Origin of the sequence: Micromonospora saelicesensis (assembly GCF_900091575.1) — a bacterium.
GTDB classification, from domain to species: Bacteria; Actinomycetota; Actinomycetes; order Mycobacteriales; family Micromonosporaceae; genus Micromonospora; species Micromonospora saelicesensis.
Window position 1 is genome coordinate 456,104 of record NZ_FMCR01000004.1, and the last position, 25,269, is coordinate 481,372.

Here is a 25,269-nt window from a genome sequence, read left to right on the forward strand (position 1 = left end):
TAGCGAGCGAACCAGCAGGCTCAGTAGCGTGGCGCGTCGCGCCGTGGCGCAGCGAAGCGGAGCGACGGCGTGAGCGTTCAACCTGGTTGGTACGTCGACCCCGCCGACACCGAGACCCGGCGTTACTGGGACGGCGAGGGTTGGCTCGGTGCGCCCATCCCCGTCGACGCGACCCCGCCGGACGGTCCTCCGCCGGCCGAGCCGCCGCCCGCGCCGGTCACCCCGGCCGCGCCCGCGGCGTCGACGACCCCCGACTCGGCGACCGGCGCGCCGGGCTGGTCGCCCCAGCAGGGCCCACCCCCTGGGTACGGCCCGCAGCCGGGGCACGGCCCGGGCTGGGGACCGCAGGCTGGCCCTCCCGGCTGGGGCCCGCAGGGCGGTCCGCCGGGCTGGACCCCGCCGGGGGCCCCTCCCGGCTGGGCGCCTCCGGCCGGTCACCCCGGCTGGCCCGGACGACCGCCCGAGCCTCGACCGCACGGCCTCAGGCTGGCCGGCTACGGCCGTAGGTTGGTCGCCCGGCTGATCGACTTCGGCCTCGTCTTCGCACTGAACGTGGTTGTCAACGGCTGGTTCGTCTGGCGCTGGGCTCAGGAGTGGGCGCCGTACTGGCAGGAGGTCTTCCGGCGCGCGTCCCGCGGCGACACCTCCGCGGACGGCCTGCCGCTCCCCAGTGAGCAGGCCAATTCTCTGCTGGTGGCGATCCTGCTGATCGCCACCGCGCTCTGGCTGGCGTACGAGGTGCCGACAATGGCCTCCGGCGGGCAGACCGTCGGCAAGCGGGTGATGCGGATCCGGGCGGTGCCGATGGCCGCCGACCAGCCGCTGGGCGTCCGCCGGGCGCTGAGCCGGTGGAGCACGCTGGGCCTGCCGACGCTGCTCTGGTACTGCGCCGGGCTCGGCCTGGTGCTGCAACTGGTCGACGCTCTCTCCCCCCTCTTCGACCACCCTCTGCGCCAGGCGCTGCACGACAAGCGCGCGCAGACGGTGGTCGTCGAAGTCCCCCAACACACCGACACCGCCCCCTCGAACGACCGTAACCAGCCCCCGGGAGGCACCCCATGACCGACTCCGGACGTCATCAGCCGGCGCTGCGGCTGACCCGCGTCGACCTGGACGCGCTGCCCAGCTACGTGCCGGGGCGCAGCCCCGCCGACCTGGCCCGGGAGTTGGGCCTGCCGGAGGCCATCAAGCTGGCCAGCAACGAGGTACCGTACGGGCCGCTGCCCGGCGTGGTGGAGGCGGTCACCGAGGCGATCACCACCTCGCACCGCTACCCGGACATGGGTGTGGTCGCGCTGCGGGACGCGCTGGCCCAGCGGTACGGGGTGGACGCCGATCGGATCGCCACCGGCTGCGGTTCGGTGGCGCTGGCCGAGCACCTGGTGCGTGCCACCTGCCTGCCCGGCGACGAGGTGCTCTACTCGTGGCGGTCCTTCGAGGCGTACCCGATCATCGTGGCGACCAGCGGCGCGACCAGCGTGCGGGTGCCCAACGACGCCGGGCACGGGCACGACCTGGCGGCGATGGCCGCGGCGGTGACCGACCGGACCCGGGTGATTTTCGTCTGCAACCCGAACAACCCCACGGGTACGGCGCTGCGCCGGGCCGAGCTGGACCGGTTCCTCGACGCGGTGCCGGACGACGTGCTGGTGGTCATCGACGAGGCGTACCGGGAATTCGTCACCGACGCGGAGGTGCCGGACGGTCTCGACTACCTGGACCGGCCGAACGTGGCGGTGTTGCGGACGCTGTCGAAGGCGTGGGGGCTCGCCGGTCTGCGGATGGGCTGGCTGGTTGCCCAGCCGGTGGTGGCGGCCGCCATCCGCAAGGTGGCGACCCCGTTCTCCAGCAGCACGGCAGCCCAGGCCGGGGCACTTGCCGCGCTGACCCAGGTGGCGGAGATGGAGCGTCGCTGCGCCCTGGTCGTCGCCGAGCGGGACCGGGTCACCGAGGCGATGCGCAAGTTCGTGCCCGAGGTGCCGACGAGCCAGGCCAACTTCGTCTGGCTGCCGTTGGGCGAGCGGGCCGTGGCGTTCGGCAAGGCGTGCGAGGCGCGCGGGGTGATCGTGCGGCCGTTCGCCGGAGACGGGGTCCGGGTCACCATCGGGACCCCGGCCGAGAACGACGCGTTCCTGGCGGCGGCCGAGGCCGCCCTGGCCTGAGCGACAGCTCGCCCTAGCGGGCGGTACCGCACCGGCACACAGGCAGGTAACGAAAGACGGGGCGGGCGGGACAGCACTCAGCTGCCCCGCCCGCCAGTACCCGACTAGGGCGCTCCGTCGACCACCGCCAGTCGCCACTGCGCTTCACCCTCGACCCCGACGGCAAGATCGGTCGAAACGCCCTTGTCGACGTAGACCTGCGACAGGTTGGGCACCCCGTCGCACGGATATCGCAGCGGAGCGGCCGTCTTCACGTTCAGTGCGATCCGACCTCCTCCGGTGCAGACGAAATACACAGTGAAGCTGGCCCCACTGGGAACAACATCGGCAATGGTTGCTTCCTTCTGCTCTGCCAGCGGGCCGGCCAGCAGCACCCGACCGGCCGGAAACCACCCCGTCGGCGCTTCCGGAGTGGGGGAAGGCCGGCTCGGCACGGTGGGTGAGGGGCGTTCGGACGGCTCCGCCGATCGTCTCGCCGTGTCACCGGTGCAGCCGCTGACCATCAGCAACGGGACGACCATGCCGATGGCCAGGCATACGGCGGAACGACCAGCACGCATCTCGCGTCTCCAATCCAGGCCCGGACGAGCCTGATGAACGTCACCTCGGTCGTCAAGCCGCCGGGCGGGCACTGTCAGTAGTAGAGCTTCCAGGCTTCGCGGTAGGGCGCGTAGGCGCTGCCCGAGTTCTCGGAGGCCGTGTTGCAGTTGCTGTAGACGTAGTGCGACTTCCAGCTGACGTTCTCCTTCCAGTTGCCATAATCGCCGTACAGGGTGGAGTTGGCGTTGACGGTGCCGCTGACCTCGACACCATAGGACGTCGTGTTGCTCTGTTCGACGCCTGCGTTGATGGTGGCTTCCATCTTGGCGAAGATTGCCGCCTTCAGCTCAGCCGAAACCGAGACCGAAACCGTGAAGGTCGTGGTGCCCGTCTTCGTCGCGGTGAACTTGAAGCTCTTCGCCGAACTGGTGTTGTTGATGACCGACGTACGGAACTTCGCGTCGAAGGTGTTGGTGGTGTTGGTCATCGAGTAGAGGTAGGTCCCCGGAGTGCAGTACTCCGCCTGGGTGCCGAACTCAGGGCCCTGCTCACCCTTCGGAGGTATCGGAGCCGGGATCGGCACGAGGTCCTCGGAGGCCGCCGGCGTGACCCCGCCCGCCGCCATGGCAGGAACTGCCGGCAGCAGTACGGCGGCGACGACGGTCGCAGCAATGGGAAATGCTCGGAGCAGACCTGTAGATTTTTTACTCATCGCCACATCCCTGGTCGTTATTGCGGTGGAGATCGCAGCCTTTCACTCCGATGCACCAGCGCTGCACATTCGCAGCACACGCCGTCCGCCAGGGCGGGCGGCCGAGTCGTCCCCGCCCGAATTGGATCGCGTCGTTCCGGCCGTCCGGTTTGGTGAGCGCAGCGCACACTCGACCGAATCGTCGAGTTCGAGAACCAGTCGTGTGCCCGGATTCGACGCGCTCTGTGGTCGCGTCGACGGGCAAAGAGCGGCCTGCCGGACAGGTCGATACGGAGGTTACAGAGTGTCGCGGCCACACCAATCAAGCCCCTGGCACCTCGTCGCCGGTCCGTCATGTGACCACGTCACTTGTCTTTCCGTTACTCCCGCCCCAGTTACTCCAGGTGACGAGTTACTCCGCGCGGGAGCCTTGGCCCCCGAAGCGACAAAACGGTCGACCAGCCGCAAGGCGCATCGACTCTAGATAAGTCCGTTAAATAATGGCGAGAGCATCCGTTGCCTCGATGCGCGGGCCGATGTAGCGTCCCTGTCGCTGCCCACCCTGACGGTGAGCGACAACGGGGGTGCCAAATGATGTTCCGACTACTCAGATCTCCGGGCGTGACAGTAGACAATGCCTTCCACTTCCCACGGGAAGGACGCGTCCAAGGCATTTTCGCGGCTCTTCTGTTTCGACGTGGGCAGAACGTCAGCTCGACCAGCCTGGCCGCTGCCATCTGGAGTGACCCGCCGGTTTCCGCAGACGCGAACGTGCGGACCTACATCGCCAAACTGCGCCGCTTCCTTGCTGACATAAGTCCGGAACTCCACGAACGTCTCGCAACCGTCCATGGCGGCTACCGGTTCGATATTCTCGACGGAGAGTTGGATCTCACGCGATCCAACGAACTCTGGAACGAGGGCCGCCGGGCGATGAGCCGCTCGGATTTCCGCGGCGCGGTTGAGGCACTGCAAAGCGCATCGGCGCTCTGGGCCGAAACCCCGGGCCAGGACGTGGCCGCTCAGGGGTGGCTCGACCATCGCTTCGCAATGCTCCGCGAGCAACGATTCGCCCTGGCCGAGGACCTCGCTGCCGCCCGTATCGCCAGCGGCGACGGCCTCTCCGCCATTGCCGGGCTGCCGGAGATCGATGATCCGAACCTCGCCCGGGAGAAGTCAGCAGCGCTCATGCTCGTCGCGTGTTACCGGGCCGGCAATCTTCCGGCGGCCCTGCGCATCTTCGCGGCAGCCCGCGCCACGTTGCGCCGGGAGTTTGGCGTGGACCCGGGATCATGGCTGCAGACTCTTCACCACGCAGCACTCCGGCGCGACGACGCCCTGCTGTTCTCCGATCAGCTACTGGTGAGTCTGGGCCGCGACGCCGAACCGCGACCCCAGCACTCCAACCTCACCGCCCGAGTGGCCTGACGGAGAAGGGCGAGGCCGACGGCTCGCAGCGTGACGGCTGGATCCGTACGCCGCCTGCGCCTACCCGCTTCGGCCATCGCAGGCCGGACCAGACGGCCCTCAACCTCAATCGTGAACTAAGCCCTGTTTGTCCGACTTTGCGTTCTTTCTGCCCTATCTTCCGAAGTAGCCGTTGTGCCGAGGACTCACTCCGGCTCACTTCGAGAAAACGGGGTAACGAACAGTGCGTACTGCCAAGATCTGTCTGGCCGGGGCGGCCGCTGCTGCCATGGTGGGCTTCCTCGCCGCGCCGGCTGCCGCCGCGCCCACCGACACCACCGACACCACCTTCGAGGTGCTCGTCGGCACCCTCGACATCGTCGCGCCGGCCGCCGCCGACCTCGGTGACGGTGCCCCCGGTGGCGTCATCACCGGCCAGCTCGGCGTGGTGACGGTGACCGACTCCCGAGGCGCCGCCGACGCCTCCTGGGTCGCCTCGGTGACCGCGAGCGTCTTCCAGACCGGCGGCGGCTCACCGCCCGAGACGGTCCTTCCGTCTGAGATCGACTACTGGTCCGGCCCGGCAACGGCCTTCACCGGTGACGGCACCTTCACGCCGGGGCAGGCCACCGCCGGCGACGCCGACCCGCTGGACAGCGTCACCCCGCTCACCGCGTTCACCCACGCCGGCGGCACCGGCGGCAACACCGTCAGCTGGAACCCCACCCTGGAAGTCAACGTCCCGCTGGACAGCATCGCGGGCGTCTACAGCGGCACGGTGACACATTCGGTGGCGTAGCCGCCGGGGGCGGTCGACCATCGCGGTCGCCCTCGCCCTGTTCTGCCTCGCCGGTCCGGGTCTGTCGACCCGGGCCGGCGCGGTCGAGCCGGAAGCGGGATCGGACGACGGCACCATCGGGATCCGGTTGCTGGAAGCCCCGACCGAGCGCCGCACCGACCCCCGGGCGCTGCGCTACATCGTCGACCACCTACCGCCGGGCACCACCATCAAGCGGCAACTGCTGATCGTCAACCGCACCGACCAGACCCGTCGGGTCGACGTGTATCCGGCGGCCGCGACCCTGGAGAATGCGGCGTTCCGCTTCGGCGAGGGTCGCGCCGAGAACGAGCTGACCTCCTGGGTCACAGTCGACGAAGGCTCGGTCGAGCTGGGGCCGTGGGGCGAGACCCGGGTCCGAGCGACCATTACTGTGCCGCAGACCGCCTCTCGGGGCGAGCGGTACGGGGTGGTCTGGGCATCCACCGCCTCAACGCCACGGGCCGGCGGCGAGATCATGCAGGTCCACCGGGTCGGAGTCCGGATGTACCTCGACATCGGGCCCGGTGGCGAACCCGCCTCCGACTTCTCGATCGGCGAGGTACGCCCTGCCCGCAGCCCCGAGGGCGAGCCGTCGATGACCGTCCAGGTCACCAACACCGGAGGCCGTGCCCTCGACCTGACCGGCGCGGTCCTCCTGAGCGATGGCCCGGCCGGCAGTCGGGCCGGCCCGTTTCCGGTCGGGCAGGGCGTCACGCTGGCACCGGGCGCCTCCGGGCAGGTCATCGTCCGACTCCCGACCACGTTGCCGAACGGCCCCTGGAAGGCGGAGGTGAACCTGGAGAGCGGCCTGGTGAAGCGGAGCATCACCGCGCAGGTCACGTTCCCCGACGCTGGTCAGGTCGGCAAACGGGGCAGTGTCGTCTCCCGGATCTTCTCCGGGTGGACCGTGGCGGCGGCCGTCGTGGGCCTGCTGCTGGTCGTCGGACTCGCCATGCTGGCCCGCCGGTCCGGTCGGCCTCCCACTCGCCGCCCGAGGGAGCGCACCTCGGCCGGCCGTTGATCCGCGCGGGGCAGCCCGACCACCAGCTCCGGCCGGGCCCGTCAGCTCGGCCGGCTGCGGCGGGCCCGTCAGCTCGGCCGGCTCCGGCGGGCGGCGAACCACCCGGCGACGATCAGGGCTGCGCCCAGCACTGTGAGGAGCAGGGCCGACCCGCCCGACCCGGTGACCGGCAACTCACCGCCGTGACTCGGTGTGGGCTGGGGCGGTGCCGTCGGTGTGGACGTGGGCGGCGGCTGAGTCGGGGGCGGGGTCGGCGACGCCGGCAGGATCTCGAAGGTGACGCCCGTGCCCGCCGACGGCTCGGCCCGGACAACGCCGAACCCCCGCGCCGAGGCGGGGTCGGCGGCCAGCACCGGCGACACCGCCAACGCCAGGCTCGCGGTGGCGGCGAGCGCGCCGCCCACGAGGTAGTTGGCTGCCGTCCTGGCCATGCGCGGACCCCTTCCACTGGAAACCTGAACCATGAAAAACGTACCCTTTTATGACAAAGGGAACGGAATGGTTCGGTGTTCCGGGGCCGAGGACGCCACGATCAGGTGGCGGCCAGGATCACCGTCTCGCCGGTGTAGTAGTAGCGCCGGTCGTCGCCGCTGGGGTCGACCGGCTTGCGAAGCCGCTCGATCGCGACGAACCCGTCCTCGGCCGTCACCGCCCCGGGGGCCCAGCCGGTCCCGTCCGAGCCGACATTGAGCACGAAGCGGGACAACTGCCTGCCGGTCACCGGATCCAGCGTCACCAGATCGTTCGCCTCGGTCAGCAGATGCACGCGGCCAGGCTGCCCAGCCAGCACCCGGGGCGCGCCCAGGGCCGCGGACCGCCACAGCTCGGTGCCCGTACGCGCCGATCGGCCCACCACGACCCCGTCGAGCACGGCGACGGACTGCTCACCGACCAGCGCGGCGCCGGCCGGGTCCAGCGCGGGGGCGGCGACCGGCGGACCGGCAGCCAACAACCAACCCCGACCACCCTCGTCACCCGGCCCGGCGGTTCGCAGACCCAGACAGTCCGACCGGCCGGTACGACAGCCGAGCGGCGTGACCACAAAACCGTCCGGGCTGCCCGGCGGTCGCCAACGCTCACGTACCTCGCCCGTCGCCGCGTCCCGGAACTCGACGGTGGCCGCCCCGGCGCAGGTGTCCAGGCCGATCAGCTGCCCGGTGGCGGTGGTGCCGACATCGCTACGGCACCTGCCCGGCAGCTCGACCCGCCACAGCTCCCGACCGCCACTCAGCTCGACCCCGCGCGCCTGGGCATCCCCGGTCACCACCAGCACGGTCCGCCCGTCGGGAAGGTCGGTGAGCTGCAGCCCGCGCGCATCCCAGACGGTCGCCGCCCAGGTACGACGCACCGGCGCCGTGCTCTCGACGGGCTTCGGGCCGTCGGCTCGCCAGAGCACCCCGCCGGTCCGGGCGTCGAGTGCGACGAGCCGCCCGTCGGACCAGCGGCTGACCACCGTGCTACCGCCGGCCACCACCCCGGTCAGCTCCGCCGGCCACCGCCGGTACGACCAGAACGGGCTGGTCCGGTACCGACCGTCGACCGGCCGGTCGGCGTAGACCTGGCGGTGTGCGGCGTACACCCGCAGTCTCCCGTCGACGATCAACGGGGCGACCGGCAACCGACCGATCACTCCGGCAGCCGGTCGGGCCGGGGCCGGATAGTCGGCCCGCGCCACAGTGCTCACCTCTGCCGGTGCGAGGACCCGGTGGACGATGACCACGACGGCCGCCGTCGCGAGCAGCGCCGCGACCGCGATCGCGAGCCGTCGCCGGCCTCTCGGGAACCTCATGCCGCACCTCCGCCCGGCACCCTACCCAGCGGAGGGGGCCGGACCCCGTTCAGGTCACGGCGAGGGCTGACCGCCCGGCCCTCAGGCGGCTTCGACGGAGCCGGTGGCGCCGGCCGCGACGGCGAGGTCGGCGAGATCACGCCAGAGCGCCGCCTCGACCGCCCGCGCGGCCAGCCCGCCGAGCAGCAGCGCCACCACCCGACCGTACGGAGCGGTCGGCACCGCCTCGTGGGTGACGGTGATCGCGGTGCAACCCCGACGGCGGCGGCGGACCGGTCGCAGGCTCCAGGTGATGCGGTAGTCGGCGCCGGTGCCGGAGGAACAGAGCACCAGTCGCTGCGGCGCGAGCGCCTCGACCACCAGGAACTCCTCGGTCAGCGTGCCGCCGCCCGGCTGGACCCGCTCCTCGCGCCAGGAGGTGCCCGGCCCGAACGAACCCGGGGTGAGCACCTCGATCGGGCCGGCTGCGGTCAAGCGGGCCGCGCGGCCGGGCAGGTCGGTCAGCAGACGCCAGACGTCGACAGCGTGCGCCTCGATGATCCCGGTAATCGCCACCGTCGACATGCCACCCTCCCGTGTCCCCGACGGTACGCGGAGTGAGGGCCGGACGGGGCCCCCGGAGCGGAATTTCCACCACCCGGGGGCCACGCTGTCCGATTGGGCGGTCGCTTCGGCACCGGTCGTCGTCGACCGGCGCCGAAGCGCCGGTCAGCGCTCGAAGCGACCGGCCCGAATCGCGCCGATGAACGCCGTCCACCCCGGCGGGCTGACCGCGAGTGTGGGACCGGCCTGGTCCTTGGAGTCGCGGACCCCGACCAGACCATGGACGTCGACCAGGTTGTCCGCCACTTCCACGCAGAGCCCCTGGTCGTTTGAGCGGCTGCTGGTACGCCAGACCGCGCCCGCAAGATCGTGCATCGTCGTTACCTCCGTGTGCGTCGGGATTGCCCCACCGCTGGCGGCCGGGCAGATCCCGGCTCGGATTGCGCGGTGTGGCAACGGAATCCGGACGATCAACGGATCAACCGGGGCCGGTGATCGCACAGCCGGTGCGATCACGGGTCCCGTGCACGAGACGGATGGCGGGTGCCCGCTCAGCGGGCCGGACGAACCGTGCCGGATACCTCACCGAGGGCGATGGTGGTGCCGTCCGGGCCCGGGGCGGTGGCCGTGATGGTCACCGTGTCGCCGTCGTCGAGGAAGGTACGGCTCTCGCCACCCACAGTGACCGGCTCGGCCCCACCCCAGGTCAGTTCCAGGAAGGAGCCGACCTGTCCTCGGTCCGGGCCGGAGACGGTCCCGGAGGCGTACAGGTCACCGGTGCGCAGCGAAGCCCCGTTGACGGTGAGGTGCGCCAACTGCTGGGCGGGGGTCCAGTACATGGTGGCGAACGGGGGCTCACTGACCTGGTCGCCGTTCCACTCGACCGCCAGACGCAGGTCCAGGCCCAGGTGCGGCACGTCCCGCAGGTAGTCCACCACCGGCGGGTCCTGGTCGGGGGCCGGCACAAAGGCGTCGGCGAGGGCGTCCAGCGGCGTCACCCAGGCCGAGACCGAGGTGGCGAACGACTTGCCGAGGAACGGGCCGAGCGGCTGGTACTCCCAGGCCTGGATGTCGCGGGCCGACCAGTCGTTGACCAGCACCACCCCGAAGACGTGCTCGGCGAAGTCGTCCACCGAAACCCGATCGCCCAACGCGCTGGGTACGCCCACCACGAAGCCCACCTCGGCCTCGATGTCGAGGCGTACCGACGGGCCGGTGACCGGGCCCTCGGCGGATGCCCGCTGCCCGGTCGGCCGGGTCACCGGCGTGCCGGACACGACCACAGTGCCGGCCCGCCCGTGGTAGCCGATCGGCAGGTGCTTCCAGTTGGGCAGCAGCGGCGGCTGGCCGGGGCGGAAGATCTGCCCGACGTTCGACGCGTGGTGAACGGATGAGTAGAAGTCGACGTAGTCGGCCACCTCGATGGGGAGCAGCAGCTCCACGTCGTCGAGGGGCACCAGCAGCGGCTCCACCGCGTCCCGGTGCGCCGGGTCGGTCAGCAGCTCGGTGATCCGCTGCCGTACCGCCGTCCACTGCGGACGACCCAGGGCCATGAAGTCGTTGAGCACGGGCCGGCACAGCGTGCCGGCGGCCAGCACCAGCTCGGCGGCCTCGGCCGCCGCGAGGTCGAAGACCCAGGACCCGATCCGTACGCCGATCCGCGCCGGACCCCCGTTTCGCCGGAACACCCCGTACGGCAGGTTCGTCACCCCGTACGGCGAACCGTCGGCGCCGGTCACCCAGGTCATGCGTCGTAGCCCCCGTTCACCAGCCCAAGCCGGATCAGATCGGTCAGTGGTTCCAGGATGCTGCACGAGCCGAAGCCCACCCACAGGGGGCGAGGCCCGTCCAGCCGTGCCGTCGTGCGCTCCACCAGGGGGCGCGGGTCGACCACGGTCAGCAGCTCGGCGACCGAGCGCACACCGTCGCCGTCGGCGGCGGCCAGGGTCGCGGCCAGCACGTTGGCGTAGCCGTGGTGGGTGAACCCGGTCTCCGGGTCCAGGTGTCGGATCGCCTGGTGCAGCCCGGCGGTCAGCTTGAACGGCAGGCCCCGGTCCCGGCAGGCGCAGATCACCGCGGCCAGCTCGGTCGGGGTGGGGAAGAGTTCGGCGGCCAGGCCGCCGGTGCGGAACTTGGCCGCGATCGGCGCCCCGTCGGCCCGCGCGGCGACGAGCGCATCCAGTGCGCCCATCAGCCCGAACGTCAGCGGCAGCTCTGCGTAGACGGCTTCCACGCCCGGTAGCTCGTCGGTCAGCCGCAGCAACTCGGCGATGCCGGGCAGCGGGTCCTCGCCGCGCTTGGCGACCGCCACCTCGACCTGACGCGCGGCGACGCCGTCGGGGGCGAGAAACGACAGCGCGAACGGCAGGTTCCCGATCCCGGTGTCACCGATCACGCCGACCACCAGGCCCTCGCCCGGGTCGACGAGACCGCTCAGTTCACCGGCGGCCACGTCCGACGCGGGGATCAGCAGTGGGCCGACCAGATCGGCGTACCAGGCGGCGCGGTGCTGGCGGTGGGCGGCCAGGGCGTCGTGCAGCGCGGCGCTGCCCGGTGGGAAGACGGCGGCGTCGTCCACCAGGCCGTGGAGGAGTGCTGGCACCTGCGTTGACACGGAACAAGAATGTACGGGACGCTACGAGGAACGGACAACAGCGTCCGATTATCGGACGCCTTCGGCCGGTGAACGGGAAATATCGGGAGGCGAGATGCCGTATTACCGCAGCGTCGGCGAGGTGCCGCGCAAGCGCCACACCCAGTTCCGGCAGCCCGACGGCAGCCTCTACGCCGAGGAGTTGATGGGCCAGGAGGGCTTCTCCTCCGACTCGTCCCTGCTCTACCACCGGCACGCGCCCACAGCGATCCTGGCCGCCGACGAGTTCACCCCGCCCGCGTTCACCCGGACGCCGAACCTGCCGCTCAAGCCCCGCCACCTGCGCACCCACAAACTGGACACCGGCGGCTCCGACCCCATCCTCGGCCGGCAGTACCTGCTCGCCAACGACGACGTTCGGATCGGGTACGTCCTCGCCGACCGGCCTTCACCGCTGTTCCGCGACGCCACCGGCGACCACTGCCTCTACGTCGAGTCGGGCACCCTGCGGGTCGAGTCCCCGTTCGGGGTGCTGGACGCGGTCGCCGGTGACTACGTCGTCATCCCCACCTCGACCATCCACCGGCTGGTGCCCACCGGCGACCAGCCCGTCCGGCTGCTCGCCGTCGAGGCGTCCGGGCACATCGGCCCGCCCAAGCGCTACCTCTCCGTACGCGGCCAGTTCCTGGAGCACTCGCCGTACTGCGAGCGGGACGTCCGCGGCCCCGACGCCCCGCTGCTCGTCGACGGTGAGGAGGTCGAGGTGCTGGTCCGGCACCGGCGCGGCTGGACCCGCTACGTCTACGCCCACCACCCGTTCGACGTGGTCGGCTGGGACGGGCACCTCTACCCGTGGGCGTTCTCCATCCACGACTTCGAGCCGATCACCGGCCGCATCCACCAGCCCCCGCCGGTGCACCAGACCTTCCAGGGGCCCAACTTCGTCATCTGCTCGTTCGTGCCGCGCAAGGTCGACTACCACCCGCAGTCGATCCCGGTGCCGTACAACCACCACAACGTCGACTCCGACGAGATGCTCTTCTACACCGGGGGCAACTACGAGGCGCGGCGCGGCTCCGGCATCGAGCAGGGCTCGATCTCCCTGCACCCGTCCGGTTTCACCCACGGCCCCCAGCCGGGTGCCGCCGAGCGTTCCATCGGCGCGGACTACTTCGACGAGCTGGCCGTCATGGTCGACACCTTCCGCCCGCTGGATCTCTGCGACGCCGCCAGCTCCTGCGAGGACGAGGGTTACGCCTGGACCTGGGCGCGTTCCGTGTAGTCGCCCATTGGGGTTTCGCCGGAGCCCACCCGCTCTGGGCGGTCAGGCTTGATCCCGACGCGGGCGGGCTCCGGCGAAACCCCTGACCTGGTCGAGCTACGCGACGCTGGTGATCTTCTGGGTTATGCCGGGGGTGGGTCAGCGGATGGCGGTTCTGGTGAACACGGCGAACTCGGCTACCGCCGTGGTGGCGATGGCCAGCACCAGGGGCCACGGCGAGCCGACCATGGCGTACACCAGCAGCAGCAGCGGCGCGGCGGCCACGGCGTAGACGGCCAGGGCCATCGCCCGGTCCGAGTGCAGCAGGGCGGGCAGGACGGTCCGGGTCAGCCCGGGCAGCCGGGCCGCGAGCTGCCAGACGATGATCCCGCCGGTCAGGGCGGCGAGCACCGCCAGGACACGGGAGAACCCGTCACCCGCCGACGCCGCGAACGCGACCAGCACCGCCGCCACCAGCGACCAGCCCGCGCCGTAGAGCACCAGGCGGTGCAGCCCGTACGCGAGGGTTCGTGGCGAGTCGATCCGGCTCGGGCTGACCGTCACCGCCTCGGCGACGTGCTCCAACGCCTCCGACCAGCGGCGCTGCTCCAGCCGCATGACACCCACGTCGTGGCCGGCCTCGCCGATCCGCGGGTCGAGCCGCAGCGCCTCCCGGTAGGCCCGCTCGGCCAGGTCGAACAGGTCCAGGCGGGCGGCGACCAGGCTGAGCACCAGGTGCGCCTGCGGCTCCTGCGGGGCCAACTCGACACCGCGCCAGGCCGCGTTCAGCGCCGGCTGACCGTTGCGGGCGCCGGCCAGGATCGCCGCGGCGCTCCGCTGGGCGTACGCGTCGGCCGGGCCGAGGGTGAGGATCCGATCGGCGGTGGCCGCCGAGTCGCTGTAGCGCTCCAGGTCGGCCAGGGCCATGCCCCTGGCGACCAGCGGCGGCAGGGCCTCCGGCGCGGCGGCCACGGCCGTGTCGGCGGCGGCGAGCGCTTCGGCCGGGCGGCCGGCGGCCAGGTGCACCCGGGCCAGCATGGTGAGCGCGTCGACGTCATCGGGCTGGAGGGCCAACCCGTAGGCCAGCTCCCCGGCCGCCTCGTCGTAGCGGCCGAGTTCGGCGAGGAGTTGGGCCCGCTGGACGTAGCCGTCGGCAGCGGACTGGTCGGGGGCGGGGTCGCTGGACATCGCGGCGAGCTTAGGCGGCCGACGCGTCGTACACCAGGGCCACCGCGACCCCGGCCAACCCTTCCTCGCGGCCGGCGAAGCCGAGCCCGTCGGTGGTCGCCGCCGAGACGGTGACCGGGGCGCCGACCGCGGCGGAGAGGACCTCCTGCGCCTCCGCGCGGCGCCGGCCGATCTTGGGGCGATTGCCGATGACCTGCACGGACACGTTGCCGATCTCCAGGCCGGCGGCGCGCACCCGACGGGCCGTCTCGGTCAGCAGAGCCACCCCGGACGCGCCGGCCCACTCCGGCTGACCCACCCCGAAGGCGGAACCGAGATCACCGAGACCGGCGGCGGAGAGCAGCGCGTTGCAGGCGGCGTGCGCGGCCACGTCGGCGTCCGAGTGCCCGGCGAGGCCGTCCTGATCGGGCCAGAGCAGCCCGGCCACCCAGCAGGGCCGGCCCGGCTCGAACGCGTGCACGTCGGTGCCGATGGCCACCCGGGGAACGATCATGATCAGAGGGTACGCGTCAACCGGCAGCGGCAAGCAGATGCTCGGCCAGTGCCAGGTCGAACGGTCGGGTGATTTTCACTGCGTACTCCGAGCCGGGCACGCAGCTCACCGCGACGCCCTGCTTCTCGACCAACCCGGCGTCGTCGGTGAGGGAGTCACCGGCGGCGGCGTGGGCGGCGCTGAGCACGGCCCGACGGAAACCCTGCGGGGTCTGCACCGCGCGCAGGGCGGAACGGTCGACGGTGCCGAGCACCACCTCGTCGGCACCGACTTCCTTGATCGTGTCGACGACCGGCAGGACCGGGATCACCGCGTCACGCCCGCCACGCACCGCCGCCGCGACGGATTCGACCAGATCAGGTGGGGTGAGCGCCCGGGCGGCATCGTGCACCAGGACGATCGTCGGGCCGGCGGGCACCGCGGCCAGCGCAGCGGCCACCGACGCCTGCCGTTCGGCACCGCCGGGCACCACGATCACCGGGGCGACCGGGGCCAACAGCTCGCGGACGGCCTGCACCTCGGCGGCCGGAGCGGCCACCACGATGGTGTGCACCGACGGAGCGGCGGCCAGTCGACGCACGGCGTGCACCAACAGCGGTTCACCGGCGAGCAGGCGCAGCGCCTTGGGTCGGCCGGGGCCGAGCCGTACGCCGGCACCCGCCGCAGGCACGAGGACCGCGACGTCACCGCGCGGATTGAGCTGCGCGGTCACGTCGCGGTCCTCGGTGGTTTCTTCACTACGATGTGGGTACGACGATGCTGTGCGGACTAGGCCTCGGTGAGGACCTTGTCGAGCAGCGTCTCCGCCTCATCCTTGGTGCTCTTCTCGGCCAGCGCGACCTCGCCGACGAGAATGTCGCGGGCCTTGGCGAGCATCCGCTTCTCGCCCGCAGAGAGGCCCCGCTCCCGCTCCCGGCGCCACAGGTCACGCACAACCTCGGCGACCTTCAGCGGGTTGCCGGAAGCCAGCTTTTCCAGATTGGCCTTGTAACGCCGCGACCAGTTGGTCGGCTCCTCGGTGTGCGGAGCCCGCAGAACGTCGAAGACCTTCCCGAGGCCCTCTTCGCCGACCACCTCACGGACGCCCACGATCTCGGCGTTCTCGGCCGGCACCCGGACCGTCAGGTCACCCTGCGCGACCCTCAGGACGAGGTATTGCTTAGGCTCGCCCTTGATGACCCGAGTCTCGATTGCCTCGATGAGTGCGGCCCCGTGGTGGGGGTAAACAACGGTCTCGCCGACACTGAAAACCATAGGTTCGAAACCCCTTTCGCTGTGTCTAGGGTAACACGCTCAGGCACCGATGTCTCACCGATGTCCTGACCGTTGGCGCAGCTCAGGGGCCCTGTGAGAGGTCTTGCTTCAGCTTGACAGGCGGTCAAACCGATGGTTCGAACACGCTCCGTAACGCGGAAATGACTGCCCGGTACGGGTGAACAGAACGTCGAGATCAAGGGCTATGCGCTCCTCCCATGGTAGCCCGGCCAGCAGGACTGCGCCCAGATGTAGCGGGAGGAGCCCCTGGTGCGCGACCCTGGAGACCGAGCCGCACTCCGCTCTCGAGACGCTTCCAGGAGGTCCGATGGGCAAGCCGGACGCAGAGGGTCACGGGCCAGCCGATGGCCTGCCCGGCCTACCGCCCGAATGGGGCCGCGTGGTGGTTCCCGACGACGCCTCCGCGCTGGCCGCCGAGGCCGCTGAGATCCGCCGTGAGCTGCGCCGGGCCAGTGGCCTCCCGGGCGGTCACCGGGCCCTGGGCCTGCCGCTGGTGGTCCTGCTGGTGGCCGTCCTCACCACCTTGGCCGGCCTGCTGGCGGTCACCTGGCCCCGCGCCAACCGCGGCGCCGACCGGCCGACTCCGGCCCCCTACTCGCCACCCGCGTCCCTCGTCGGTCGGGCGCTGCCCGCACTGGACCTGGTCGACGCGGACGACGCACCAGTGCCATTGCGCGGCCTGCTACCCGCCATGATCATTTTGTTGGACGGCTGCCCCTGCCCGGACCGGGTCACCGACGCCCTGACGGCCGCGCCCGCCGGCGTCTCCGTGGTCACCGTCACCGGAGGGCGGACGGCGCCAGCCAGGCCCACCATCGGGCGGCAGGCTCGCGCCCTGGCCGACCCCGCCGGAGGCCTGCGTTCGTTCCTGAGCCTGCCGGCCCGCCCCGGCGCCGCGACAGCCCTGCTGGTCGACCGGGCCGGCACAGTGACCCGGGTGCTGCCCGACCTGGGCACTGTCGATTCCTACCGGGGCGACCTGAGCGCCCTGGCCGCCTGAGCGGCCCCTGTCAGCGAGGGGGCAGGGCGACGAGCTGCGCCTGGATGTCGATGGGCCGGTCGGCGGCCGACAGCGACACCTGGAACGGTCCGGCGCCGGGCAGCACCTCGGCATTGGCGATCGTGCCGTCGCAGTCGATGCGCGCCGGACCGTTGATCTTGGCCTCGTCGCTCGTCACCGCCATCGTGCCCGGCCGGGTGCACCGGTACTGGAGCAGGTAGCGGGCGCCGTGGTTGCCGGCCTGCCGGATCACTTCCTGGCCGGCGGCGAGGTCCCGCTGCTCCCGCCAGATCGTCTCCTGGAACACGGGCAGGTCACCCGCGGAAAAGAGCGCCCGGGGATCGCCCTCGATGTCGCTGATCGAGCCCGTCGCCGGGTCGATCACCAGCCGCGGGCCGCTTCGCACCCGCAGGACCTCGCCGGTGTTGGGGTCCATCCGCACCGTCAGCCGCTCGTCGGGCTCCTCAGCCGCGAGGAGACGTTCCATCGGGGTGCTGACGCTCGGCCCGACCGATGGCACCGCCGCCGCCGAAGGGACAGCCGTCCCTGCCGTCGACGCGGGCGCGGCGGCACGCCACCACCAGCCGCCGACGACCAGGACGGCCGCCGCCGCGCCAAACAGCACCACCGAGCGCAGCCGGTCGTCCGCCGTCGCATCCACCCCCCGAGCGTACCGGCCGGCCCGACGAGGTTCAGTCCTGTCGATCGAGCAGGGCGGCGTACAGAGTGAGGCCGGGGCCGAAGGCCAGCATGACGATGCGCCGAGCCGCCGGTGTCGCCCGACCCAGCCGGTCCAGGATCAGCAGCACTGTCGGCGACGAGCAGTTGCCGTGCTCATCCAGCGTCGCCCGGGACGCCGCCAGCCCCAGCGGGGGCAGCGCCAGCTCCCGCTCCACCACGTTGAGGATCCGCGGCCCGCCCGGGTGCACCGCCCATCCGTCCACCTCGGAGCTGGTGACGCCGTGCCGGGCCAACAGATCGTCGACGAGCCCGCGGACGTGCTTCGACAGCACCTGCGGCACCTTCGGCGACAACCCCATCCGGAACCCGGCGTCGGTGACGTCCCAGGTCATGTGGTCGGCGGTCGAGGTGTCGGTGACGGCGGTGACCTCGCGCACCGCGTACCCCGAGCCGCCCGGCACCACCACGGCGGCGACCGCGGCGTCCGAGAAGAGCGCGTGGGAGACGATCTGCTGGGTGTCCACCCGGGCGCTGGACGGCTGGATGTGCAGGCTGGTCAGCTCCGCGCAGAGCAGCAGCGCCGGTCGCCCCCGGGCGGTGACGAAGTCACTCGCCGCGCCGAGCCCCGGCAGCGCCGCGTAACAGCCCATGTGGCCGATGAACATCCGCTGGGTGTCCGCGGCCATGCCCAGGTCCCGGGCGAGCAGGATGTCCAGCCCCGGGGTGGCGTACCCGGTGCAGGAGCAGACGATGAACAGCCCGATGTCGCCGGCGCTCAGCCCTGCCGCGGTCAACGCCCGACCCACCGCCTCCTTGCCCAGCGGCAGCGCCTCCACCTGGTAGCGGCGCATCCGGCGCTCCGTCGGCCAGTCCGAAACGTCCTCCAGCAGCGGATTGACCGCGGCCTGCCGCCGGGTCACCCCGGAGTTGGCGAAGATCCGCTGGGCCAACGACCGGGTGGTGCCGGAGAAGTGCCGGGAGAAGAAGCCCTCCCACAACTCGTCCTGCGAAGCGGACGGCGGCTGCGCTGTCCCGAGCCCCGCGATCACTGGTACGAACACGATCCCCACCTCTCGTCAGATGCTGTCCTCCCCTGGCCGTCCCACCAGCCACCTCGGCTGGTCGTTCTTCCGTGCGAGCCCGGTGCGGCGGGCTCACCAACGCGGTGCCGATCCGTCACGATCCGGGTCGCCGCCCAGTGCGGCGATGCCGAGCCAGTCGGCGCAGACATCCGACGTGGCCGGGTGCAGCGAACCGCACCGGGCGTCGCGGTAGAGCCGCTCCAGCGGATGTCCACGGCGGGTCGCCGAGGTGCCCGCAGCCTCCAGCACCGACGCCGCCACCTCCGCGGCCGTGGTCCCGGCGAGCAGCTTCGCCCGCCACACCCAACGGTTGGTCTCCTCGTCACCGGGCGCCTCGTCCACCCGGCGGGCCGCCTCGGCCACCACCAACTGCGCGGCGGCCGTCGCCGCGTCCGCCCGACCCAACCGGGCCCGCACCGCCGGCAGACCGGACAGGTTACGAGCGTTGAGGTGCTCGGCCGCCGCGTCGATCGCCGCACGGGCGACCCCCACGTAGACGGCCGCGTAGCTGGCCACCAACCAGTGCGGCATCAGCTGGGCGACCACCAGTGCCAGCCCCTCCACCCCACCGAGCAGCCGGTCGGCGGGCACTGTGACGTCCAGGTGCAGGTCGTGGGAGGAGGTGGCGCGCATGCCGAGCGAGTCCCAGGTCGGCTCCACTGTCAGCCCGTCGCCGGCCGGCACCAGGAACTGTGAGACCACCGACTGGTCGGCCGCGCTGCGCGCCGCCACCAGGTAGCCGTCCGCGTGCCCGGCGCCGGAGCAGAAGGTCTTGCTGCCCTTGAGATGCCAGCCCCCGTCGGTCGGCTCGTACGCCGTGGTCAGCTGGGACAGCCGCGCGCCCGCGCCACGCTCGCTCATCGCGACCGCGTACCAGGAGCCCTGCGCCGCCGCGCTGAGCAGCCGGTCGCGGGCGGCCAGCGCCTCGTCCGGTACGCCCAGCGCCTCGGCCAACTCCTCGGTGACCGCGCCCAGCGCACCGGTCACCGAGGCGTGCATGTTGAACACCAGCGCGGTTGCACCGTTGCCCCGGGCAAGCTCAGTGGCCACCGCGGCGTACTCGGCGAAGGTGGCGCCCAGACCGCCGAGCGCCCGGGGCACCATCAGCCCGAACAGGCCGGCCTCGCGCAGGTCGGCGAAGTCGTCCACGGGGAAGGAACCGTCCCGGTCGTGCTCGGCCGCCCGCGCGGCGAACCGCGGCGCCAACCGGCGTGCTGCCTCAAGCGCGTGCACCGTCATCTCGTTCCTCCTCGGCGTTCCATACCCCGCCACGGCCTGACTATCCTTTGCGGACCCCCCGGCCCTGGTAGAGCACGGCGGTGGAGCGGGTCGGCACGATGCGCGGCGCGCGGCCGGCGGGCACCGCACCGACCGTTCGGCTCGCGCGAGCCCGGCGCAGCAGCCAGGCGAGCATGCCGCGGACCTGCGGACGGATGCCCCGCAGCCGCAGGTCGACACCGTGTCGGGCGCACTCGGCCACCAGCGCCCGGGCGTCCACGAACAACCGTGGATCATGGATGCCCCGGGGCACCGTCGGCAGCCGTTCGGCGATCCGGACCGCGACCAGCCGGGCCAGCGCCGTGTCGTTAAGGGTGTCCAGGACCAGCACACCGCCGGGGCGCAGCAGCCGACACGCCTCGGCCACCGCGCGCGGCCAGGCCGGCACGTGCTCCAGCAGTTCACCCGCCGAGACCACGTCGGCGCAGCCGTCGGGCAGCGGCACCGCTGTGGCATCACCCTGGACCACCCGCACCCCGTGCTCGGCCGCCTGGACGAGCGCCGAACGGGTCAGATCCACCCCGACGTGGCGGTAGCCCTTGCCGGCCAGGTGCGGCGCGAGCAGGCCGGCGCCGCAACCCAGATCGACAAGCAACGCGCCCGGACGGGTGGCCGGCGGCACCAGCGCCGCACGGGCCTCAGCCAGCCAGTGCAGCATCGCGAACGCGCCGTCCGGCCGCCACCACTCACCGGCCAGATCGTCGTACTGACGCGGATCGTTTCGCGGCAGCACCCTCGGACCGGTGGACGCCCCGGCCGCAGCCACGTCTCGCATGGAACCGAGCGTGGCACGACTGCTCGGTAACGACCAGACTTCCCTTATGTCGTCGAGGGTGTTAGGGCTGGTCAGAGCGAGCCATCCGGAACCGGCCGCGGCGGTGACCACGGTGGCCGGTCTGCTGGCCTGGGGAGTGGGCCACCGGCCGGCCGGAATCGTCTCGGTGGTGCTCGCCGTGCTGGCCAGCCAACTCGCCGTCGGCTGGACCAACGACGCGCTGGACGCCGAGCGGGACGCCACTGTGGGGCGTACCGACAAGCCGGTCGCCAGTGGCGCGGTCGGTCGACGCGTCACGGCCTGGGCCGCCGCGGCGGCCGCGGTGGCCTGCCCGCTGCTGGCGCTGACCACGAACCCGGTGGCGGCGTTCTGGCTGACGCTCGCCCTGGTCTCCGCCCTGCTCTACGACTGGCCGCTCAAGGCCACCGCGTTCTCGGTGCTGCCCTACGCCGTGTCGTTCGGCGCGCTGCCCGCCTTCGTGGTGCTGGCGCTGCCCGGTCAGCCGACCCCGCCGGTCTGGCTGGTGGCGGCGGCCGCCTGCCTGGGCGCCGGTGCGCACTTCGCCAACGTGCTGCCCGACCTGGCCGACGATGCCCGCACCGGCGTGCGCGGTCTGCCCCACCGGCTGGGTGCCGCCGGCAGCCGGGTGGCCGCGGCGGGTCTCCTCCTCGCGGCGACCGCGACGCTGGTCCTCGGACCACCCGGGCCGCCGACGGCGATCGGCTGGGCGGCGGTCGGCACAGCCGCCGTGGTGCCGCCGCTGAGCTGGTACGCCGGGCGCTCCGCGATCCGGGCCGGCCGGCGGCCGGTGGCGGCCTTCCGGGCGGTGATGCTGGTGGCCCTCATCGACGTGGTTCTGCTGGTGGCGAGCGGTCGGGTGGTGTGAACGCCACCCGGGCAGGTGGCATTGCCGGGTCCGCGTGCGGGCCTCGATCAGTCCCAACTACCCTGGAGCGCGGTCTGCGCGGGTATGGCCACCGTGCCCGGCGTACGGCCCGGGTGGGGATTGTGACGAGGAGGACCGACGTGACGCGCTCGATCAGGGGATCCCGGCGGGCGGCCCTGTTGCTGTCCGGGATTGCGGCGGCCAGTCTGCTGACGTCCGGCTGCGGCACCGGTCAGATCGCCGAGACCGCCACCAAGGAGGCGTCGGTCCAGGGCGTCAGCCTCACCACCAACAACGGGTCCTTCTCCGTGCGTGGCCTGCTCGTGGACTACCCGGGCACCGAGGGCTACAAGGCCGGCCAGGACGCGGGGCTCAGCGCCGTGATCTACAACGACTCCAAGGAGACGGTGACGGTCACCGTCACCACGGAGAGCGCCCGCGAGGTCGTGATCAGCGGCGGCTCGGCGAGCCCGTCGCCGTCCGCCTCGGAGTCCGCCTCCATGAGCCCGTCGCCGTCCGGTTCGGCCAGCCCGTCGAACTCGACGTCCGGTTCGCCGAGCCCGTCGGTGACGCCCTCCGAGACGGGATCGTCCTCGGCCACCCCGTCCGCCCCGGAGTCGGCGCGGGCGTCCGGTTCGGCCAGCCCCTCCGCCCCGGGTCAGCCGGCGCGGATCGAGCTGGCGCCGTTGAGCTACATCCAGTTCAACTCCGAGTCCACCACGCAGCTCCGGCTGATCGGCCTGACCGAGGCGCTGCGCTCCGGCCAGAACGTCGCCGTGACCTTCGACTTCGGCAACGGCAACACGGTCACCGGGCAGGCGCCGGTCGCCGTGCCGCTCACCCCGGCGGCCCCTCCGTCGCCGATCATCGAGCGCGAGGGTGGCTACGAGGGCAACGAGGGCGGCACGACCCACGAGTGACCCGAACCGCACATCGACAAACGCCCCGGCGTGGTGACCACCACGCCGGGGTGTTTTCGTCGTACGCGAGGGCTAGCGTCCTGATGTGACCACCTCCCGATCGACCCCTCCGCGTGGCGGCACGGCCGGTGCCGCCCGTGGTCGGTCCGCCGCCCGCGATCCGCGTCCGGCCTACCAGTGCGACGCCTGCGGGCACCAGCCGCCCAAGTGGGTGGGGCGCTGCCCGGAGTGCGGCGAGTGGGGGGCGGTGGTCGAGCACACGGTGACCGGCCCGACCGTCTCCGGTCGGGTGGTCAGCTCCCGGATGCCGTCCGAGCCGGCCCGACCGATCGCCACCATCAGCGCCGCTCCGGCCCGCGCCGTGCCCACCGGGGTGAGCGAGCTCGACCGGGTGCTCGGCGGCGGCCTGGTCCCCGGTGCCGTGGTGTTGCTCGCCGGCGAGCCCGGCGTGGGCAAGTCGACCCTCCTGCTGGATGTGGCGCAGCATTGGGCGATCGGCGCCGGCAGCCCCTCGCTGGTGGTCAGCGGCGAAGAATCGGTCAGTCAGGTGCGCCTGCGCGCCGAGCGGATGGGCACGCTGCACGAGCAGCTCTACCTCGCCGCGGAGAGCGACCTCGCCTCGGTGCTCGGTCACCTCGACGCGGTCAAGCCGGGCCTGTTGGTGCTGGACTCGGTGCAGACCATCTCGACCACCGGCACCGAGGGGGTGCCCGGTGGGGTGACCCAGGTCCGCGCGGTCACCGCCGCGCTGGTCTCGGTCGCCAAGGAGCGGGGCATCGCCACAGTGCTGGTCGGGCACGTCACCAAGGACGGCCAGGTGGCCGGGCCTCGGGTGCTGGAGCACCTGGTCGATGTGGTGCTGCACTTCGAGGGCGACAAGCACTCGTCGCTGCGCCTGGTGCGCGGCGTGAAGAACAGGTTCGGCGCGGCCGACGAGGTCGGCTGCTTCGAGATGCACGAGGGCGGCATCAGCAGCCTGGCCGACCCGTCCGGGCTGTTCCTGACCCGCTACGCGGAACCGGTCCCGGGCACCTGCGTGACGGTGGCCATGGAGGGGCGTCGTGCCCTGGTCACCGAGGTGCAGGCGCTGATCGGCGCGACAGTGGCGGGTTCTCCCCGACGCACCGTCTCCGGCCTCGACTCGGCGCGACTGGCGATGGTGCTCGCGGTGCTGCAACGGCGCACCGAGCGGCTGACCCTGCACGACCGGGAGGTCTTCGCCGCCACAGTGGGCGGGATCCGGGTGGTGGAGCCGGCCGCCGACCTGGCGGTGGCTCTGGCGGTCGCCTCCGGCGGGCTCAACCTGGCGATCGCGCCGCACCTGGTGGCGATCGGTGAGGTGGGGCTGACCGGCGAGGTGCGTCGGGTCGGGGCGGTGCCGCGCCGGCTGGCCGAGGCCGCCCGGCTGGGGTTCAAGGTGGCCCTGGTGCCGCCCGGCTGCGGCCCGGCCAGCACCGGCGCGGGCCCCGAGCAGATGCGGGTGACCGAGGTCACCGACGTCCGTTCGGCGCTGCACCATGCGGCCCGCGCGTCCGCCGAGTGACCCACCGTGCCGACGAGGGCGGCGAAACCGGACAGCACGTCCCAAGCGGGAAACGTTGGAAAGGGCGGCATCGTGACACATCACAGTAACCACGACAGCACCCACCGCACGGCAGTCCGTAGACTGTGCCCGTGCCGATCGACCGCGATACCACCAAGCCAGCCGGCGCGCCGCCCCAGGCCCGCACCGGCGCCGTGGGCTCGCCCGCCCGCCCGATCAGCGTGAGCGTGACTGCGGGAGCCGCCGGGAGCGCCGGAGATCCGCTACGCGCCAATCTCGCCCTGATGGCCCCGGGCACCGCCTTGCGCGACGGTCTGGAGCGCATCCTGCGGGGTCGCACCGGCGCCCTCATCGTGCTCGGCTACGACAAGGTGGTCGAGGGCCTCTGCACCGGCGGCTTCCCGCTGGACGTGGAGTTCTCCGCGACCCGCGTACGCGAGCTGTGCAAGATGGACGGCGCTGTCGTGCTCTCCAGCGACGGCACCAGGATCGTCCGGGCGGCAGTGCACCTGATGCCCGACCCGTCCATCCCGACCGAAGAGTCCGGCACCCGGCACCGCACCGCCGAACGGGTGGCCCGCCAGACCGGCTATCCAGTCATCTCGGTCAGCCAGTCCATGCGGATCATCAGCCTCTACGTCAACGGCCAACGGCACGTGCTCGACGACTCGGCGGCCATCCTCTCCCGCGCCAACCAGGCGCTCGCCACCCTGGAGCGCTACAAGCTCCGGCTGGACGAGGTCTCCGGCACGCTCTCCGCCCTGGAGATCGAGGATCTGGTCACCGTGCGGGACGCGGTGGCAGTGGTGCAGCGACTGGAGATGGTTCGCCGAATCGCCGACGAGATCGCCGGTTACGTGGTGGAGCTGGGCACCGACGGCCGCCTGCTCGCCCTGCAACTCGACGAGCTGATGGCCGGCGTGGACGCCGACCGCACACTGGTCATCCGGGACTACCTCCCCGTCGGCCGCAAGTCGCGCACTCTGGACGAGGCTCTCGTCGAGCTGGACCTGCTCGGTGCCACCGAGCTGATCGACCTGGTGTCGGTGGCCAAGGCGATCGGCTACCCGGCCGCGTCCGACGCGCTCGACGCCGCGGTCAGCCCGCGCGGCTTCCGACTGCTGGCCAAGGTGCCCCGGCTGCCGGTGGCGGTGGTCGACCGCCTGGTGCTGCACTTCGGCAGCCTCCAGCGTCTGCTCGGCGCGACAGTGGAAGACCTGCAAGCCGTCGAAGGGGTCGGTGACGCCCGGGCCCGCGGCGTTCGTGAGGGGCTGTCCCGGCTGGCCGAGGCATCCATCCTGGAACGCTACGTCTGACCCGG

General features: G+C 72.1%; 27 protein-coding genes. 11 read left to right on the forward strand and 16 right to left on the reverse strand.

All coding sequences use genetic code 11. The annotated features are described in order from the left end of the window. The first annotated feature begins 69 nt into the window (after window positions 1–69). Complete coding sequence (locus GA0070561_RS20305; protein ID WP_091403119.1) at window positions 70–1,062, forward strand: RDD family protein; 993 nt, start codon at window positions 70–72, stop codon at window positions 1,060–1,062. After that, window positions 1,059–2,162 carry a histidinol-phosphate transaminase gene (hisC, locus tag GA0070561_RS20310; RefSeq protein ID WP_091403121.1) on the forward strand — a complete coding sequence of 368 codons (1,104 nt, stop codon included), beginning with the start codon at window positions 1,059–1,061 and terminating at the stop codon, window positions 2,160–2,162. Before GA0070561_RS20305 ends, hisC begins: the two co-directional genes overlap by 4 nt. A 104-nt stretch (window positions 2,163–2,266) precedes the next feature. Here hisC and GA0070561_RS33110 read toward each other — a convergent pair whose 3' ends face one another. Both GA0070561_RS33110 and GA0070561_RS20315 read right to left on the reverse strand, forming a co-directional pair. Beyond that, window positions 2,267–2,671 carry a hypothetical protein gene (locus tag GA0070561_RS33110; RefSeq protein ID WP_141710412.1) on the reverse strand — a complete coding sequence of 135 codons (405 nt, stop codon included), beginning with the start codon at window positions 2,669–2,671 and terminating at the stop codon, window positions 2,267–2,269. Between the two features lie 125 nt (window positions 2,672–2,796). Further along, entirely contained in the window at window positions 2,797–3,414 is a 618-nt protein-coding gene (locus GA0070561_RS20315) for a hypothetical protein (RefSeq protein ID WP_141710413.1), read from the reverse strand. Window positions 3,415–4,014: 600 nt separating this feature from the next. On the opposite strand from GA0070561_RS20315, the gene GA0070561_RS20320 reads away from it, so the two are divergent. The 3 genes from GA0070561_RS20320 (at window position 4,015) to GA0070561_RS20330 (ending at window position 6,641) form a co-directional block, all read left to right on the forward strand. Continuing rightward, the gene (locus tag GA0070561_RS20320; RefSeq protein ID WP_167362447.1) at window positions 4,015–4,821 is read left to right on the forward strand and encodes an AfsR/SARP family transcriptional regulator; all 807 of its coding nucleotides are present in this window, start codon (window positions 4,015–4,017) and stop codon (window positions 4,819–4,821) included. Window positions 4,822–5,044: 223 nt separating this feature from the next. Continuing rightward, window positions 5,045–5,599 carry a hypothetical protein gene (locus tag GA0070561_RS20325; RefSeq protein ID WP_244166336.1) on the forward strand — a complete coding sequence of 185 codons (555 nt, stop codon included), beginning with the start codon at window positions 5,045–5,047 and terminating at the stop codon, window positions 5,597–5,599. Window positions 5,600–5,726: 127 nt separating this feature from the next. Next, window positions 5,727–6,641, forward strand: a complete 915-nt coding sequence (locus tag GA0070561_RS20330; protein ID WP_091403131.1) for a hypothetical protein — start codon at window positions 5,727–5,729, stop codon at window positions 6,639–6,641. 68 nt (window positions 6,642–6,709) lie between these two features. On the opposite strand, the gene GA0070561_RS20335 is transcribed toward GA0070561_RS20330, so the two are convergent. The 6 genes from GA0070561_RS20335 to GA0070561_RS20360 all read right to left on the reverse strand — a co-directional run bounded on the left by GA0070561_RS20335 (window position 6,710) and on the right by GA0070561_RS20360 (window position 11,587). Next, complete coding sequence (locus tag GA0070561_RS20335) at window positions 6,710–7,072, reverse strand: LPXTG cell wall anchor domain-containing protein (RefSeq protein ID WP_091403133.1); 363 nt, start codon at window positions 7,070–7,072, stop codon at window positions 6,710–6,712. Window positions 7,073–7,173: 101 nt separating this feature from the next. Further along, the gene (locus GA0070561_RS20340) at window positions 7,174–8,430 is read right to left on the reverse strand and encodes an outer membrane protein assembly factor BamB family protein (protein WP_091403135.1); all 1,257 of its coding nucleotides are present in this window, start codon (window positions 8,428–8,430) and stop codon (window positions 7,174–7,176) included. Between the two features lie 81 nt (window positions 8,431–8,511). Next, window positions 8,512–8,994 (reverse strand): SRPBCC family protein, encoded by a 483-nt coding sequence (locus tag GA0070561_RS20345; RefSeq protein ID WP_091403139.1) that lies wholly within the window; start codon window positions 8,992–8,994, stop codon window positions 8,512–8,514. A gap of 144 nt (window positions 8,995–9,138) precedes the next feature. Further along, on the reverse strand, window positions 9,139–9,348 hold the full coding sequence (locus GA0070561_RS20350; RefSeq protein WP_030327888.1) for a DUF397 domain-containing protein: 210 nt from the start codon (window positions 9,346–9,348) through the stop codon (window positions 9,139–9,141). Between the two features lie 176 nt (window positions 9,349–9,524). After that, on the reverse strand, window positions 9,525–10,721 hold the full coding sequence (fahA, locus tag GA0070561_RS20355; protein WP_091403141.1) for a fumarylacetoacetase: 1,197 nt from the start codon (window positions 10,719–10,721) through the stop codon (window positions 9,525–9,527). Then, complete coding sequence (locus tag GA0070561_RS20360; RefSeq protein WP_091403145.1) at window positions 10,718–11,587, reverse strand: hypothetical protein; 870 nt, start codon at window positions 11,585–11,587, stop codon at window positions 10,718–10,720. Before GA0070561_RS20360 ends, fahA begins: the two co-directional genes overlap by 4 nt. A 94-nt stretch (window positions 11,588–11,681) precedes the next feature. Between GA0070561_RS20360 and GA0070561_RS20365 the strand changes: the two genes are divergently transcribed. Next, window positions 11,682–12,848: a homogentisate 1,2-dioxygenase gene (locus tag GA0070561_RS20365; RefSeq protein WP_091403148.1), complete on the forward strand. Its 1,167-nt coding sequence runs from the start codon at window positions 11,682–11,684 to the stop codon at window positions 12,846–12,848. 138 nt (window positions 12,849–12,986) lie between these two features. On the opposite strand, the gene GA0070561_RS20370 is transcribed toward GA0070561_RS20365, so the two are convergent. Genes GA0070561_RS20370 through GA0070561_RS20385 form a run of 4 tightly spaced genes read right to left on the reverse strand, consistent with a single transcriptional unit; the run spans window position 12,987 to window position 15,762 of the window. Beyond that, a complete protein-coding gene (locus GA0070561_RS20370; RefSeq protein WP_091403151.1) occupies window positions 12,987–14,015 on the reverse strand; it encodes a tetratricopeptide repeat protein in 1,029 nt (342 codons plus the stop codon). Window positions 14,016–14,025: 10 nt separating this feature from the next. Further along, window positions 14,026–14,511 carry a 2-C-methyl-D-erythritol 2,4-cyclodiphosphate synthase gene (gene ispF, locus GA0070561_RS20375; protein ID WP_091403600.1) on the reverse strand — a complete coding sequence of 162 codons (486 nt, stop codon included), beginning with the start codon at window positions 14,509–14,511 and terminating at the stop codon, window positions 14,026–14,028. A 13-nt stretch (window positions 14,512–14,524) separates the two neighbouring features. After that, a complete protein-coding gene (gene ispD, locus GA0070561_RS20380; RefSeq protein WP_091403154.1) occupies window positions 14,525–15,220 on the reverse strand; it encodes a 2-C-methyl-D-erythritol 4-phosphate cytidylyltransferase in 696 nt (231 codons plus the stop codon). Window positions 15,221–15,276: 56 nt separating this feature from the next. Continuing rightward, complete coding sequence (locus GA0070561_RS20385) at window positions 15,277–15,762, reverse strand: CarD family transcriptional regulator (RefSeq protein ID WP_007073334.1); 486 nt, start codon at window positions 15,760–15,762, stop codon at window positions 15,277–15,279. A gap of 328 nt (window positions 15,763–16,090) precedes the next feature. Between GA0070561_RS20385 and GA0070561_RS20390 the strand changes: the two genes are divergently transcribed. Next, complete coding sequence (locus GA0070561_RS20390; RefSeq protein WP_091403157.1) at window positions 16,091–16,783, forward strand: hypothetical protein; 693 nt, start codon at window positions 16,091–16,093, stop codon at window positions 16,781–16,783. Between the two features lie 10 nt (window positions 16,784–16,793). On the opposite strand, the gene GA0070561_RS20395 is transcribed toward GA0070561_RS20390, so the two are convergent. The 4 genes from GA0070561_RS20395 to GA0070561_RS20410 all read right to left on the reverse strand — a co-directional run bounded on the left by GA0070561_RS20395 (window position 16,794) and on the right by GA0070561_RS20410 (window position 20,599). After that, on the reverse strand, window positions 16,794–17,444 hold the full coding sequence (locus tag GA0070561_RS20395; protein WP_091403159.1) for a flagellar basal body-associated FliL family protein: 651 nt from the start codon (window positions 17,442–17,444) through the stop codon (window positions 16,794–16,796). 31 nt (window positions 17,445–17,475) lie between these two features. Further along, window positions 17,476–18,534 (reverse strand): type III polyketide synthase, encoded by a 1,059-nt coding sequence (locus GA0070561_RS20400; protein ID WP_373861506.1) that lies wholly within the window; start codon window positions 18,532–18,534, stop codon window positions 17,476–17,478. 84 nt (window positions 18,535–18,618) lie between these two features. Continuing rightward, a complete protein-coding gene (locus tag GA0070561_RS20405; RefSeq protein ID WP_091403162.1) occupies window positions 18,619–19,785 on the reverse strand; it encodes an acyl-CoA dehydrogenase family protein in 1,167 nt (388 codons plus the stop codon). Window positions 19,786–19,825: 40 nt separating this feature from the next. Next, complete coding sequence (locus tag GA0070561_RS20410; protein ID WP_091403165.1) at window positions 19,826–20,599, reverse strand: class I SAM-dependent methyltransferase; 774 nt, start codon at window positions 20,597–20,599, stop codon at window positions 19,826–19,828. Between the two features lie 46 nt (window positions 20,600–20,645). Here GA0070561_RS20410 and GA0070561_RS20415 point away from each other — a divergent pair, with 46 nt between their 5' ends. From GA0070561_RS20415 to disA, 4 genes are all read left to right on the forward strand, one after another. Continuing rightward, entirely contained in the window at window positions 20,646–21,485 is an 840-nt protein-coding gene (locus GA0070561_RS20415) for a UbiA family prenyltransferase (protein ID WP_091403168.1), read from the forward strand. Window positions 21,486–21,625: 140 nt separating this feature from the next. Further along, the gene (locus tag GA0070561_RS20420) at window positions 21,626–22,405 is read left to right on the forward strand and encodes a hypothetical protein (RefSeq protein ID WP_091403170.1); all 780 of its coding nucleotides are present in this window, start codon (window positions 21,626–21,628) and stop codon (window positions 22,403–22,405) included. Window positions 22,406–22,490: 85 nt separating this feature from the next. Then, window positions 22,491–23,948: a DNA repair protein RadA gene (gene radA, locus GA0070561_RS20425; RefSeq protein WP_091403173.1), complete on the forward strand. Its 1,458-nt coding sequence runs from the start codon at window positions 22,491–22,493 to the stop codon at window positions 23,946–23,948. Window positions 23,949–24,079: 131 nt separating this feature from the next. Further along, entirely contained in the window at window positions 24,080–25,264 is a 1,185-nt protein-coding gene (gene disA / locus GA0070561_RS20430; RefSeq protein WP_030327921.1) for a DNA integrity scanning diadenylate cyclase DisA, read from the forward strand. The last annotated feature ends 5 nt before the right edge of the window (window positions 25,265–25,269 follow it).